We start from the raw sequence: 14,923 nt of genomic DNA, 5'->3' as shown, positions 1-14,923 counted from the left end.
AAATATCAGGTCGTAACAGCTTTGTGAATGCGAAGCAGCTGAGTCAGCAACTCTTCGATGGCGTCAAGTCGTATGGAGTTGGGGCCGTCGCAGAGTGCTTTGTCCGGGTCGGGATGAACTTCCATAAAGAGACCATCAATACCAGCCGCCACCGCAGCGCGGGAAAGTGGCGTGATGAATTCCCGCATGCCTCCAGATGAGCCACCTGCTCCTCCGGGAAGTTGTACCGAATGAGTGGCATCAAATATAACAGGGCAGTTGAAACCACGCATAACAGGGAGGGAGCGCATATCCACAACCAGATTATTATAGCCAAAGCATGCACCTCTCTCCACCAGCATGATTTTGGTGCCGCCTGCTCCCCTCAATTTATTTACCCCGTTTTCCATATCCCAAGGGGAGACAAACTGTCCTTTCTTCAGGTTCACAGGTTTACCTGTTTGTGCTGCAGCAACAAGTAGGTCAGTTTGGCGGCAGAGAAAGGCAGGGATTTGAAGGATATCGAGGACCTCAGCGGCGGGGGCTATCTGGCCGACGTCATGCACGTCGGATATGACCGGAACCTGCATCTCTTCTCTGATTCTGGAAAGGATACTGAGACCTTCGTCAAGGCCCGGACCGCGATAGGAATCAAGGGAGGTCCTGTTGGCTTTGTCAAAAGATGCTTTGAAGACGTAGGATATGCCGAGTCTGCCACAGATCTCCTGCATCTCACCAGCAACCCTTCGGGCAAGCTCTTCGGACTCCAGAGCACAGGGCCCGGCAATAAGAAGGAGGGGCTGGTCAGAACCAACGTTGATATCGTTACCACCAGGGGTTTCGACAGCTACGGGAGAAACAGACATAATCAGCCCTTATGTTTTATTGCTGCCGCGATAAAGTCGCGGAAAAGAGGGTGCGGTTTCATGGGCTTGGATTTGAATTCCGGGTGGAATTGACAACCGAGAAACCAGGGATGTTCCGCAATTTCAACGATTTCAACCAGGTTGTTATCGGGAGATGTCCCTGAGAACAGCAGCCCTTTTTCTTCCAGTCGAGCCCGGTAGTCATTGTTAAACTCATAGCGATGACGGTGGCGTTCGGAGATTTCCTTTTCACCGTATGCAGTTCTTGCAAAGCTGTCGTCGGCTAGAACACAGGGGTATGCACCAAGGCGCAAAGTCCCGCCCATATCGGATGTCTCATCGCGAACCTGCATCTCCTGAGTGCGGTAATCGAACCACTCTTTGATCAAATAGATTACCGGGTTGCTTGTCTTTGCGTTGAATTCCGTGGAATGAGCGTCTTTCAGACCAAGAACATTACGGGTATACTCCACAACAGCAAGCTGCATACCGAGGCAGATCCCAAAAAATGGGATGTCGTTCTCTCTGGCGTAGGTGATGGCGGCAATCTTTCCTTCAACGCCCCGTTGTCCAAATCCACCAGGAACAAGGATTCCGTGGCAGCCTTCAAGGAGAGTGGCAGGATCCTTGCTTTTGTCTTCAAGGTCTTCAGCACTGATATACCGAAGTTCCACCTTGACCTTGTTGCCAAGGCCGCCGTGTATAAGTGATTCATGAAGACTTTTATAGGATTCTTTGAGCTCCACATATTTTCCGGTCAAAGCAATAGTGATGGTGTCCTTGGGATTGTTGATATTGTGGAGCAGATCTTCCCAGGGTTTAATGTTTGGTTTTCCCGTCCATATGTTCAGGAGTTCAAGAATCTTTGCATCAATTCCCTCTTCATGGAGGCGAAGTGGTACCTCATAGATGTTATCCACATCGATTGCAGTGATAACTGCATCCGGTGAAACATCACAGAAGAGGCCAATTTTTGCCTTGAGTGAATCCTCGAGTGGAACTTCCGTACGACAGACCAGAATGTCAGGCTGGATACCATCGGCCCGCAGTTCCCGGACTGAATGCTGGGTGGGTTTGGTTTTAATCTCACCTGCCGCCTTGATGTAGGGGATAAGGGTGAGGTGGATGTAGAGGGAATTCTCTCTTCCAAGATCTCGGCGCAGCTGGCGGATGGCTTCAATGAAGGGAAGTCCTTCTATATCACCAACAGTACCGCCAATTTCTATGAGTGCCACATCCACGGTACCGTCAAGCTGGAGGACCGCAGCTTTGATTTCATCGGTGATGTGCGGGATAACCTGTACCGTGCCGCCAAGGTATTCACCGCGCCGCTCCTTGGTGATCACTGAATAGTAGATCCGTCCGGTGGTGTAGTTGTTTTTTTGAGCCATGACGGCGTTGGTGTAGCGCTCGTAATGGCCCATGTCCAGGTCTGTTTCCGCTCCGTCATCGGTTACATATACCTCTCCGTGCTGGAAGGGGTTCATGGTACCCGGATCGACGTTGATATAGGGGTCGAGTTTCTGGAAGGTAACGGTGAGCCCTCTGCTTTCGAGGAGGGCGCCGATGGCAGCAGCAGCCAGCCCCTTTCCGAGAGAGGAAAGTACGCCGCCTGTTACGAAAATAAATTTGGTCCGTTTGGGTGCATTTGTAGTTTTCATACTGGCACTATAGCTCGTCAGATTCGATTTAGAAACAAGAAAAAAGAAAAGGATAATTTGTCTTTTTCCTTGTCTCAATGGTCAACAATGCATACTAATTTTCATGTGGGAATGATTCTTAAAATATGGAGGTGCTGAATGGCTCAAAATAAAAGGATAGCAGCAATATTATTTGTCTGTGCAATACTATTTTTAATACCCGGGAGAGATGCGATGGCAGAGGAAAAAACGGCTGTTTTTGGTGGCGGGTGTTTCTGGTGCATGGAGCCTCCCTTTGAACAGCTTGAAGGAGTGATTGAGGTACGGGCTGGATACAGCGGCGGGGCAGAAGAGGATGCCAATTATGAACAGGTCAGTGGGGGAAAAACCGATCACTATGAAGCCGTGGAAGTGCGTTATGATCCAGAACGGATAAGTTTTGCGGAACTAGTAGAGGTGTTCTGGCACCAGATTGACCCAACGGATTCCGGCGGTCAGTTTGCGGACCGCGGATCTCAGTACAAAACAGCCATTTTTTTTGGCGACGAGCTGGAAAAAAAGGCGGCCTTGGCCTCCAAAGAAAAGCTTCAGCAATCCGGACTCTTTGATAAACCCATTATGACAGAAGTTTTGCCGCTGCTGCCATTTTATCCGGCGGAGGAATATCATCAGGACTATTACCGAAAAAATTATTCCCATTACTCATCTTATAAGAAGGGTTCGGGACGGCAATATTTTGTGGACACGGTCTGGCCCGAGAAGCTTGCACAGAAGTCTGCAAGCTATAAAAAGCCATCGGATGCTGAAATTCGTTCCCGCCTGAGCGACCTCCAGTACAAGGTTACTCAGAAAGAGGGAACGGAGCCAGCGTTTCATAACGAATACTGGGATAACAAGGCGGAGGGGATCTATGTGGACATCGTTTCAGGAGAACCCCTGTTCAGTTCGCGGGACAAGTATAAATCCGGAACCGGATGGCCCAGTTTCGATCGTCCAATTGAAGCCAAAAATATTGTTGAAAAAACGGATCGAAGCTTTTTTTCTGTGCGCACCGAGGTTCGGAGCAAGCATGGAGACTCGCATCTTGGCCATGTCTTTAACGATGGGCCACCATCAACGGGCCTACGCTACTGCATCAATTCGGCGTCACTTCGTTTTATTCCAAAGGAACAGCTGGAAAGTGAGGGCTATGGTGAGTACTTACGATTGTTTTCCGGTGACTGAATAGTGGGGTGATTTTTTATCGTTTTGTGCGTCAGTATGCCGTATAGTTTTCCGGAAGATTCCATTTTTCCCCTGACCTGTACGCATGGCGAATACTGACACTCATACATTCCGTTTTTCCATAGACCGTGGCGGTACTTTTACCGATGTTTATGCCGAGGTGCCGGGTAAGCCGGGATTTAAGGTTGTAAAACTTTTGTCCGAAGACCCGGCAAACTATGACGATGCTCCGCGTGAGGGGATTCGGCGGATTCTTGAGGAGTATGCATCGTCAGGAGAGGGCAAGGGAATTGATGCCTCGCAGATCGAATGGATACGAATGGGCACTACGGTGGCCACCAATGCCCTGCTTGAACGCAAGGGCGCTCCCTGTGCTCTTGTCATAACCAGGGGCTTTGGTGATGTACTCCGGATTGGCAATCAGGACAGACCGCACCTTTTTGATCTGAGAATAAAAAAACCGGATCTCCTTTACAGGGAGGTCATTGAGGTGGATGAACGGATAAGGATCCTTCATTCCCATGAAAAATCACAGTACACACAGCATAAAGTCTTGACTGGCGTAACAGGTGAGGAGTTTGCGGTTCTTTTGGAACCTGACCTTGAACTCATCAAACCACAGCTGGAAGACTTACTCAAACGCGGCATTACCAGTCTTGCCGTGATTTTCCTCCATGCCTATGCCTGTCCGGAGCACGAACAGGCTGTTGGCAATCTTGCCCTGTCGCTTGGATTTGAACAGGTGTCTCTTTCTTCACGGGTAATTCCCATGGTTAAGCTGGTCTCCCGTGGTGATACCACCATGGTCGACTCCTATTTAACCCCGCATATTCGCAGCTATCTGCAAAGCTTTAAAAAAGGTTTTGCTGATAATCTAGCAGATACCCCGCTTCTGTTTATGCAATCCGATGGCGGTCTGGCCCCGGCCGAGGATTTTACAGGAAGTCGGGCCATACTCTCGGGTCCAGCTGGCGGAGTGGTCGGCTATGCCATGACCACCTACAGTCGGGAAACGAAAAAACCGGTTATCGGCTTTGATATGGGAGGGACATCCACGGATGTTTCCCGTTACGGTGGTGACTATGATCTTACCTTTGAAACGAAAACTGCCGGCGTGCGTATTCAGGCACCACAGCTTGACATCAGAACCGTTGCTGCGGGTGGCGGGTCTCGACTCTTTTTTGACAACGGTATGTTTGTGGTTGGCCCCGAATCCTCGGGTGCCCATCCGGGACCTGTCTGTTACCGAAAGAATGGCTATCTGGCCGTGACCGATGCCAACCTGATCCTGGGGCGTCTCCGGCCTGATCATTTCCCCAATATTTTTGGTGTAAATGAGGATCAACCTCTGGATGTTGAGGAGAGTTACCGCCAGATGGCAGAACTTACCGACACAATAAACAGTTTTTACAAGGAGAGTGGTCGTCCTCCGCTCTCGGTGGAAGAGACGGCTCTTGGTTTTCTTGAAGTGGCAAATGAGGTAATGGTTCGACCCATTCGTGAAGTTTCAGTAATGCGCGGCTTTGATATCAAAGAACATGTGCTGGCCACCTTTGGTGGTGCAGGAGGGCAGCATGCCTGCGCTATTGCACGCAGTCTCGGGATATCCTCTATTTTTATTCATCGTTTTGCAGGGATACTCTCAGCATATGGTATCGGTCTTGCCGACACGGTGGCTGAAAAACAGCAGCCGGCGGCAGAAGTCCTTACTGAAGGGGGACTTCCAGGTCTTGAGGAAAGACTTGCAGCCCTGGAAGTGGAGACCGTGCGGGAGTTGAGTAGTCAGGGGATTACGGATGATACGATCCAGAGTCTGCACTATCTTAATCTACGTTACCAGGGGACGGATGGCTCATTAATGATAGAAAAGCCAGCGGATGGAGACTTTGCAAAGGCGTTTCAAACACGCTATATGCGTGAGTTCGGTTTTGAGTTGCCTGGTCGGGCTGTCCTGGTAGATGATCTGCGGGTTCGTTCCATAGGCAAGGCTTCCAAGCTGAAATCCTTCCTTGTTGACAGGGGAGAGAGCACAGCAGAGAAGCTGGACACAGTGTCCTGTTATTTTGAAGGTGGCTGGCAGCAGACTGACCTTTACACTATGGATAGTCTGAAAGCTGGTTATACCATTGAGGGCCCAGCCATCCTGATCCAAGATACCAGTACCATCCTTATTGAACCGGATTGCATTGCTGCAATCACCGATTTTGGAGATGTGGAAATTCAGGTCAGTGGACATACTCGTAACAAAATAGATACGGAGGTGGATCCGGTACAGCTTTCCATTTTCAGTAATCTGTTTATGTCGATTGCAGAACAGATGGGGAGGATGTTGCAAAAGACAGCGATCTCCACCAATATCAAGGAGCGGCTCGATTTTTCCTGTGCCCTTTTTGGGGCCAACGGAAATCTTGTGGCCAATGCGCCTCATGTCCCTGTTCATCTTGGGGCTATGAGCGAGGCCGTTAAAGAGCAGATTCGCAGGGTGAAGGATATAATGCCGGGTGATGTTCTGGTGGCCAATCATCCTGCGGCCGGCGGTAGCCATTTACCCGATATCACAGTGATGACACCGGTCTTTCAAGGGAAGACAATTATTTTCTGGGTTGCCAGTCGTGGCCATCATGCTGATATAGGTGGTATCTCCCCCGGCTCCATGCCACCAGATTCCCGGCAGCTTATCGAAGAGGGGGCAGCCATTTTCTCCTTCAAACTCGTTAAAAATAATGTCTTTCAGGAACAGGGTATTTCAGATCTTCTGTTGGCACCTGAGAAGATAAAGTCTGAGAAGGGTCGCCCTGCCATCAGCGGAACACGCCTTCTGGGGGATAATCTTTCTGATCTCAAGGCTCAGGTGGCTGCCAACCAGAAGGGCATTGATCTTATTTTGGAGATGGTGGAATATCACGGCCTTGAAGTTGTACAAGCCTATATGTTGCACGTCCAGGAAACAGCAGAAGAGGCTGTCCGAAACAGTCTTTGCGAGGTTTCCAGGAATCAGGGGCTGGCCGAAAGAGACACGATAACAGCCACCGAGTATCTCGACGACGGCAGCCCGATACAGTTGACACTCACCATAGATCGCAGTGATGGCAGTGCAATCTTTGACTTCACAGGAACAGGAACCGAACTCCGGGGCAACCTCAATGCGCCACGGGCTGTTACTCAGTCAGCCATTCTCTATAGCCTCCGCTGTCTGGTTGAAAAAGATATTCCACTGAATCACGGTTGTCTGATTCCCATAGAACTTATTATCCCCGAAGGCTGTCTTCTTGATCCATCGCCTGAGGCAGCAGTAGTTGGCGGCAACGTGCTCACCTCTCAGCGGGTGGTTGACGTCGTGCTGAGGGCATTTGGCGTGGCCGCTGGTTCCCAGGGCTGCATGAATAATTTCACCTTTGGCAATGAGCGTTTCGGCTACTATGAAACAATCGGTGGTGGGGCAGGTGCGGGCCCCGACTGGCATGGTCAGTCGGGGGTTCATACCCATATGACCAATACCAGAATAACTGATCCGGAAATTCTGGAACGGCGGTATCCCGTTTTGCTCCATGAGTTTTCTATCCGTAAAGGATCAGGGGGGAAGGGGCAGTTCTGCGGCGGTGACGGACTGGTGCGGGAACTCGAATTTCTTAAACCTCTGAATGTGGCCATACTCTCTGAACGAAGAGTTTTTCCTCCCTATGGACTGGAAGGTGGAGAAGCAGGCAGCAGGGGCGAAAATATATTTATCCGTCAGGACGGGCATCGCCTCAATCTTGGAGGTAAAAATGAAATTCGGGCCAGAGTGGGTGATTCAATCCGTATTTGTACTCCTGGTGGCGGAGGGTATGGCAGCTTGACGGAGTGATAATAACCTCTGGCTAGTTCAAAAGTGACAGTAACATTCCAGCCCTCTGATTCGCCTGAGCCTGGATTGAGACACCGGCTTGTTCGAGAATCCGATTTTTAAGCATATCTGAAACCTCGGCTGCAACATCCGCATCAGCAATTCTCGATTCAGAAGCCGCAATATTTTCAGATACGTTGCCCAGATTGGATATTGTCGATTCGAAACGATTGATGGTTGCCCCCAACTCTCCTCTGGCACCTGAAATAGATGCAATGGCCTCATCAATTGCTCCCAGTGCCTCTTGTGAACTTTGTCCGGTAAGAATGTCTAAAGACTCTGTCCCCAGATCTTCCTGGGTAGCTCCGTTTAGAGTTACATTGATAGTTTCCTGAGCATTAGCACCAACTTGAAAAGTTAAGCCGCCCTCCAGACTTCCGTCAAGAATGTTTTTCCCGTTAAAGGTAGTTGCACCAGCTATACGATCCAACTCTGACTGCAGTTGGGAAAATTCCTCGTTCATTGATCTTCTGTCGTTGTCGTTATAGATTCCGTTGCTCGACTGAACAGCTAAGTCTCTCATTCTCTGCAGAATATTCGTAGACTCGCTTAATGCGCCATCTGCGGTTTGAGCTAATGAGATGCCATCATTTGTGTTTCTCATCGCCTGGTTTAATCCTCTCACCTGGGAATTCATCCCATCAGAAATTGCCAATCCAGCAGCATCATCTTTGGCGCTATTTATTCTTCGGCCACTACTTAATCGAGACGCTGAATTATCTGCTCTGTTTTGGGCATTAGAAATTTGATGAGAAGCACTGAAATTATTGCTAATGGAATTGACCATGGAGAGTCCCCCTTGATACATGTTTGACTTTTTCACCAACTACACAATTGAAACTGACTTACCTAAGAGGAAGAGCACTACGAAAAACGTTAATCATTAAATCAATTTTGTCCGCAATATGCTCTTGGTCAAAAATGAAGCAAATTTTATGCCAGCGGAACAATCCGTGTAATCCGGGACATAGTACCATTTGAAGTTGTAAATTAAGTTTATTTACCATTATAGTAAGATATGGCTAGGATGAAACGAATAGTGGTGTCAGAATGTCCACACCTGACAAGTTAAGTCTATAGAAAAAGAGTGCCCTTTTATTGGTATTATGTCCTTCGATTTGTGCTGTGTAGGCTTGTTTTCCGAAAAACGCTGGAGGCCTCAAGATTATGAATGTAAAAACGTAATCACCTCCCGACGAAATTGAAACAATGGAGGTTCAATCATGAGTAATGACAGTTTTACGGAGGTCACCAGTCAATCCTATTTTCAGCGGATTGGCGGAGCGTTCAAGGGAATCGTTATCGGAATCATCCTTATTCTGGTCAGCTGCGTTCTCCTTTTCTGGAACGAGGGGCGGGCGGTCAAGCGATACAAGACCTTGGTGGAAGGGAGTAAAACTGTGATCAGTGTCGCCGCAGATAGTGTGGATGCTAGTCATGAACAACAACTGGTTCATCTTACAGGCATGGCCACCAGTGACGAGACTCTCACTGATCAGGAGCTAGGGGTTTCGGCGGCATCTGTGATCATGCTCAGACGTACGAGCACTATGTTTCAATGGCAAGAAAAGTCGAGCACCAAGACCGAGAAGAAGTTAGGCGGTAGCGAACAACAGACCACCACTTACACCTATTCAAAGGTATGGACTGAACAACTTATCGATTCCTCATCATTCAAAAAAACTGAAGGACATCAAAATCCTGCAAACATGCCTTTCAAGAGCCGCCAATTGACGAGCCGGCAGGTTTCAGTAGGCAGTTTTTTTCTTTCCCCATCCCTCATCTCCAACATCACAAACTATGAACCCCTGACCGTCGATGGTAATCTGGCTCTTCCTTCAGGGTGGAGTGGCAGAGGCCAGGTTATGAATGATGGCTTTTATCTTGGGACGGATCCTGCCAACCCGCAGGTTGGTGATGTCCGTATCAGTTATCAGGTGGTCAAACCGCTGGAGGTAAGTGTCATTGCCAAACAGGCTGGTGACCATCTTCAGCCTTACCAGGCCCAGGCCGGAGATGCTATTGAGTTGTTAGAGCTGGGGGTACATGACGCCCAGGCCATGTTTGAGCAGGAACAGCAAAGTAACACCATTCTCACCTGGATGCTGCGGGCCGGCGGTTTCTTTCTGATGTTTATCGGGATCAGCATGATACTGAAACCATTGTCAGTATTGGCGGACGTGATTCCTGCCGTGGGTTCACTAATTGAGACCGGGACTGGCTTAATTGCCTTTCTTCTTGCTGGAATCCTCTCTTCACTGATTATAGCTGTCGCCTGGTTTGTCTTCCGACCCCTGATCGCTATCCTGGCCCTTTCCCTGGCCGGCGGCCTTATCTTCTTAGTCGTGAAGAAGTTGAAAAAAGGAAAACCCATTCAGGGGGCGTCAGCAGTTCAGCCTCCACCACTGCCCTGATGGCGATCCCGTTACGTTCTTTTATCGGTGTTATGTTCCCGATTTGGAGGAACTTTTGTGATTAGTTCTGTTTTGGAAGAATGAGAGAGAATGTAGACCCACTGCCCATCCTGCTTTGGAGTTCCACCTCGCCATTATGGCAGGCGGCAATATGTTTTACAATGGCAAGCCCTAATCCTGTTCCTCCATGTTCTCTGCTTCTTGCTTTGTCGCAGCGATAGAAGCGCTCAAAAATACGTTTTTGGTGCTCATGGCTGATGCCAGGACCTTGATCCTGAACATCGATGCGGATACTTTGATTGGTGGTGGCTTTGTTCTGCTGTTCTGCTCTGAGGTGAATTGTTGAGCCTTCGGGGCTATAAGTAACAGCATTTGTCAGCAGATTTATTATTGCCTGTTCAAGCATGGATCGGTTGATGGTTGCCGTCAGTTGCTCGGGGAGGCATTGCATGGTGATGGTGATGTTTTTTTGTTCTGCGGCAACGCGACAGGTCTGGATCACTGCTTCAAGAATAGGGCTGATGGTCTCCTCCTGCATTTCCATTTCATTTTTTTCTGCCGTGTCTTCGATTCGGGCCAGGGTTAACAGATCATCCACAATGGCATCAAGCCTGCTCCCCTGTCTGTGAATAATGTTCAAAAATTTTTCTGCATCTTCGCGGTTATCAATGGCCCCATCAAGTAAAGTTTCCACGTATCCTCGAATTGCAGTTATCGGAGTCTTGAGTTCATGGGAGACATTAGCCACAAAATCCTGCCTGATGCTCTCCAGTTGATTGATACGGGTCAGATTGTGGAGAACAATCAGACTTCCCATTCTCCTCTCTTCCCCATCGTTCAGTGGATGCGCATGGACACGTAGGGTCATTTCCTGTCCGTTTTCCATCAGGCTCAGATCTTTTGTTATGGTGACATCGCTCTGCAGGGAATCGGCCAGAAACTTCTGCAGTAGCCGATTGCGGATAATCCCCTCAACTACAAGGCCCTGTACGGTCCTGTGGTTTATGTGAAAGAGTCTGGCGGCGGCGCGGTTAATGTGGATGATGCTATGGTCGTTGCCAATGGCGAGAACACCGTCTGTCATACTGCTGAAAACCGCTTCGAGTTCATTTCGTTGCTGGCTGATTATTTTGATCCGACCATTGAGCTGTTCGGCCATATTGTTGAGAGAATGTGAGAGTTCTGTCATTTCTCTCGGAATACTGTTGTCGTTAATAATAATGGGACGATCTGTGTCTCCTCCTGCCAGTCGTTCAGCCCCCCGGCGCATTTCTTCAAGGGGGCTGCTGATGCGACGCGCCAGGTAATAGGAAAGTCCTGCGGCGACAAGAGCTATAAAAAAGATACCGTAGAGTATTTGTTTATGGAGAGAGGCGATAACAGCGTCGAGTGCTGCAGCTGATACTGAAAGACGGAGTACTCCATCCTGCGGGTTGTCGTCGTTCAGAGGAATAGCCACATAAAGCATATTCTGACTCAGTGTCTTACTGAATCTCAGGGATGCATCCATCTTTCCTGTGATTGCGGTCTGGATCTCAGGTCTGTTTTTATGGTTATCCATCTGAGATGGATCTTCATTGGAATCGGCGAGTACCGTCCCGTTACCTGCAATAACCGTAATCCTGGTGGTGGCAGCCCGCCCTGTCTGGCGGCAGAATTCCTGAAGCTGGTCATCGTTGGAGTCCAGTAACTGTATGATATGGGGGCGCAGCAGTAAGGCACGATCTCCAATATCTTCCTCCATTTCATGGTAATGAAAGGAACGGATCAGTTGTGTTCCATACCAGCCGGCAGCACCAATCGAGATGATGATAATAAAGAGGGCAGATGGGAAAATCTGCCAGAAAAATCGTCTGTTTTTCATAGAAAGCTACCTGCAAAATGGTTAACGATAGAACGGCCACTTGGTCTCACAGCAGATTGAAGACCTCATACCATAAAACACTTTTTCATTCCTTTAAGCGGTACCCAATTCCACGAACGGTTTCTATATAACTTCCCATGTCACCGAGTTTTTTACGCAAACCAAAGATCTGAACATCAACGGCCCTTGAGGTGATAAGATAGTCATAGCCACGGATTTTATCGATGATCTGCTGACGGCTGTAGACCCATCCGGGGCGTCCGGCAAGTTGTTCCAGAATGGTGAATTCTGTGGCTGTGAGATGGATCTGTTGGCCATCAATCAAAACTTCATGGCGACCGGGGTGGATAACCATGGAATGGATATGAATGCTTTCACTGTCAGAACGATTTTCCCGAATGGTCTTTTCCTGCTTCCTTCTCAACAGTGCCTGAACTCTGGCGATAAGTACCCGCGGACTGAAGGGTTTGGTGACATAGTCGTCGGCTCCGCAACTGAGACCCGTGATAATGTCATCTTCCTCGCTTTTCGCTGTGAGCATAATGATGGGTGGTTGGACCAAATCGGTCTTGGCCCTGATTATGGTGCACACCTCTATACCGTCTTTCCCCGGCAGCATAAGGTCGAGGAGTATCAGGTCAACCTGCTCCTGATCGAGGATCTGTAGAGCCTCTTCACCAGAGTCGGCACAGGTTACGTTAAAACCTGCCTTGATCAGATTATAGCTGACAAGCTGCTGGATATCTGCATCGTCTTCTACGACGAGGATACTTGCTTTGCTCAATGGGCGGCTCCTGATTGTCTGCTTATAGGATTTGGGGAGATTCCTCTGTCACTGAATTAATCCTACCTGGCAATTTTGAGCCTGCAACAAAAAAAAAGGCCCCTAACGCAATCCGAATAAAACTCTAACCTGATTCTAAAACAGATCTGGTCTAAGGAGCATGAACATTACTTAAGAATTCTTCAGGAGAATCTATTGTGGCTCATCATCTTACGTTTCACAGGGAAATTGACAAGGTAAAACAGAAATTCATGGTACTGGGTTCAATGGTTGAAGACCGTCTGCAAAAGGCCAGTCTTGCCATGCAGAGCAGAGATCCGGATCTGCTTCAGGAGATCATCAGTTCCGATTGGGAGATTGATGAGATGGAAATCGAGGTGGAAGAGGAATGTCTCAAAATTCTGGCTCTCCACCAGCCCGTGGCCAGTGATCTACGCCTCCTCATTGCTATTATTAAGATAAATAATGAACTGGAGCGCATCGCCGACAACGCCGTAAATATTGCCAAGCGTATTCAAACTATCAGCAAGGATTCCAGTCTGGAGTTTACCATAGATTACCAGCCAATGTTCGGTATGGTTCTCAGTATGTTTAAGCTGGGGCTGGATTCTCTCGTTACCGAAAATGCAGATCTGGCCAGGAGGGTCTTTGTTGAAGATGAATTGGTGAACCAGTTGCGGAACCAGGCGTATCGTGATGTGACAAGAGAGTTGAATACAGAACCTGGTCATGCAAAATGTCTGGTGAATCTCTATCTGCTGGCTCGGCACCTTGAGCGCATCGGGGACAGGATTAAAAATATTGCAGAAGAGGTTATTTACCTCGTAGAAGGGAAAATTGTCCGCGGGGAGATGAATTAGAATGTCATCTTCTTTCTTTCTTATCATTTTAATGGCCATAGCCTCATTTGCCTATATGCAGGGAAAGCGACGGGCTTTTTCGTTGTCTGGTGGCAGATTGTGCGGTTCGAGGAGCCTTCATTCACGGCCCGGTTATTATGGGATGCTCACTGCAGTATGGTGTGTTCTTCCAGCCCTGCTGGTATTCGGGGTCTGGATGGTTCTTTCGGATACCATATTAACTGCACTGGCTCTGAAAACCCTGCCTGCTTCAATGCATAACCTGTCTGCCGATCAATCGAATCTACTGGTTAATGACCTTCGTAATCTGGTTGCGGGCCATGTTGCTGCCAGGGACATAGATCCGCTATTGCAGCAGGCAGCGGTTCAATATCAGGGGATGGAACGTATCGGACGGGTTGCCCTCGGAGTGGTCATGTTCTCAGTGGCACTGCTTTCCGCCTCACTGGTCTATATGCGTATTCGTCCTGAAATGCGTGCCAGAAACCATGTGGAGCGGATCATTCAGCTGGGCCTGGTCCTATGTTCCACAATTGCCATCCTCACCACCCTCGGCATCGTACTCTCAGTGCTTTTCGAATCCATCAGATTTTTTCAGCAGGTGCCGGTTACGGATTTTCTTTTTGGGATGAAGTGGAGCCCGCAGATGGCCATGCGTGCTGATCAGGCTGGAAGTTCAGGGAGTTTTGGTGCCGTACCCGTACTTGCCGGTACTTTTATGATTTCGGGGATTGCTCTCACGGTTGCCGTTCCCATCGGTCTGATGTCAGCCATTTATCTTTCCGAGTACGCAAACAGCAGAGTTCGTGCCTGGGCCAAGCCAATCATGGAGATTCTTGCCGGTGTACCCACCGTAGTCTATGGTTTTTTTGCAGCCCTGGTGGTTGCTCCCTTTGTTCGTAACAGCGGAGAGATGCTAGGTCTCAATGTTTCTTCTGAAAGTGCACTCGCCGCAGGTCTTGTAATGGGTATTATGATCATCCCATTTGTCTCTTCGCTTTCCGACGATGTGATCAATGCTGTCCCTCAGGCCATGCGGGACGGGTCTTATGGATTGGGAGCGACGAAGAGCGAAACCATCATGAACGTTATTATTCCTGCGGCTCTCCCTGGGATCGTGGGTGGAGTACTGCTGGCGGCATCAAGGGCAATTGGTGAAACCATGATTGTGGTGATGGCAGCTGGCCTTTCAGCTAATCTTACTGCAAATCCACTGCAGGCGGTAACCACGGTGACGGTACAGATTGTGACTTTACTGGTGGGTGATCAGGAATTTGATAGCCCCAAAACACTGGTTGCCTTCGCTCTTGGGTTACTGCTTTTTATCGTGACTCTAATCCTGAATGTCATTGCCCTCTACGTGGTACGAAAATATCGGGAAGAATATGAATGATCTATGCCAGGGG

At 48.8% G+C, this 14,923-nt stretch carries 10 protein-coding genes; 5 read left to right on the top strand and 5 right to left on the bottom strand.

What is annotated here, in order from left to right; genetic code table 11:
- Positions 1-5 precede the first annotated feature (5 nt).
- Positions 6-845, bottom strand: a complete 840-nt coding sequence (kdsA, locus tag UWK_RS04515) for a 3-deoxy-8-phosphooctulonate synthase (protein WP_015403168.1) — start codon at positions 843-845, stop codon at positions 6-8.
- A gap of 2 nt (positions 846-847) precedes the next feature.
- Positions 848-2,506, bottom strand: a complete 1,659-nt coding sequence (locus UWK_RS04510; protein ID WP_015403167.1) for a CTP synthase — start codon at positions 2,504-2,506, stop codon at positions 848-850.
- 138 nt (positions 2,507-2,644) lie between these two features.
- Between UWK_RS04510 and msrB the strand changes: the two genes are divergently transcribed.
- Both msrB and UWK_RS04500 read left to right on the top strand, forming a co-directional pair.
- Entirely contained in the window at positions 2,645-3,709 is a 1,065-nt protein-coding gene (gene msrB, locus UWK_RS04505; protein WP_015403166.1) for a peptide-methionine (R)-S-oxide reductase MsrB, read from the top strand.
- An 85-nt stretch (positions 3,710-3,794) separates the two neighbouring features.
- The gene (locus tag UWK_RS04500) at positions 3,795-7,556 is read left to right on the top strand and encodes a hydantoinase B/oxoprolinase family protein (RefSeq protein ID WP_015403165.1); all 3,762 of its coding nucleotides are present in this window, start codon (positions 3,795-3,797) and stop codon (positions 7,554-7,556) included.
- A 13-nt stretch (positions 7,557-7,569) separates the two neighbouring features.
- On the opposite strand, the gene UWK_RS04495 is transcribed toward UWK_RS04500, so the two are convergent.
- Positions 7,570-8,382, bottom strand: coding sequence for a flagellin N-terminal helical domain-containing protein (locus UWK_RS04495; RefSeq protein ID WP_015403164.1), 813 nt, complete (start codon positions 8,380-8,382; stop codon positions 7,570-7,572).
- A gap of 436 nt (positions 8,383-8,818) precedes the next feature.
- Here UWK_RS04495 and UWK_RS04490 point away from each other — a divergent pair, with 436 nt between their 5' ends.
- A complete protein-coding gene (locus UWK_RS04490) occupies positions 8,819-10,009 on the top strand; it encodes a TMEM43 family protein (RefSeq protein WP_015403163.1) in 1,191 nt (396 codons plus the stop codon).
- A gap of 61 nt (positions 10,010-10,070) precedes the next feature.
- On the opposite strand, the gene UWK_RS04485 is transcribed toward UWK_RS04490, so the two are convergent.
- Both UWK_RS04485 and UWK_RS04480 read right to left on the bottom strand, forming a co-directional pair.
- Positions 10,071-11,873: an ATP-binding protein gene (locus tag UWK_RS04485; protein ID WP_015403162.1), complete on the bottom strand. Its 1,803-nt coding sequence runs from the start codon at positions 11,871-11,873 to the stop codon at positions 10,071-10,073.
- Between the two features lie 85 nt (positions 11,874-11,958).
- A complete protein-coding gene (locus UWK_RS04480; RefSeq protein WP_015403161.1) occupies positions 11,959-12,657 on the bottom strand; it encodes a response regulator transcription factor in 699 nt (232 codons plus the stop codon).
- Between the two features lie 197 nt (positions 12,658-12,854).
- On the opposite strand from UWK_RS04480, the gene phoU reads away from it, so the two are divergent.
- Complete coding sequence (gene phoU, locus UWK_RS04475) at positions 12,855-13,517, top strand: phosphate signaling complex protein PhoU (RefSeq protein ID WP_015403160.1); 663 nt, start codon at positions 12,855-12,857, stop codon at positions 13,515-13,517.
- 1 nt (position 13,518) lies between these two features.
- Positions 13,519-14,910, top strand: coding sequence for a phosphate ABC transporter permease subunit PstC (gene pstC / locus UWK_RS04470; RefSeq protein WP_015403159.1), 1,392 nt, complete (start codon positions 13,519-13,521; stop codon positions 14,908-14,910).
- The last annotated feature ends 13 nt before the right edge of the window (positions 14,911-14,923 follow it).

Source organism: Desulfocapsa sulfexigens DSM 10523 (assembly GCF_000341395.1).
Lineage (GTDB): Bacteria > Desulfobacterota > Desulfobulbia > Desulfobulbales > Desulfocapsaceae > Desulfocapsa > Desulfocapsa sulfexigens.
Note: the sequence above shows the minus strand (reverse complement) of the source record. Positions and strands in the feature narration are given on the sequence as shown.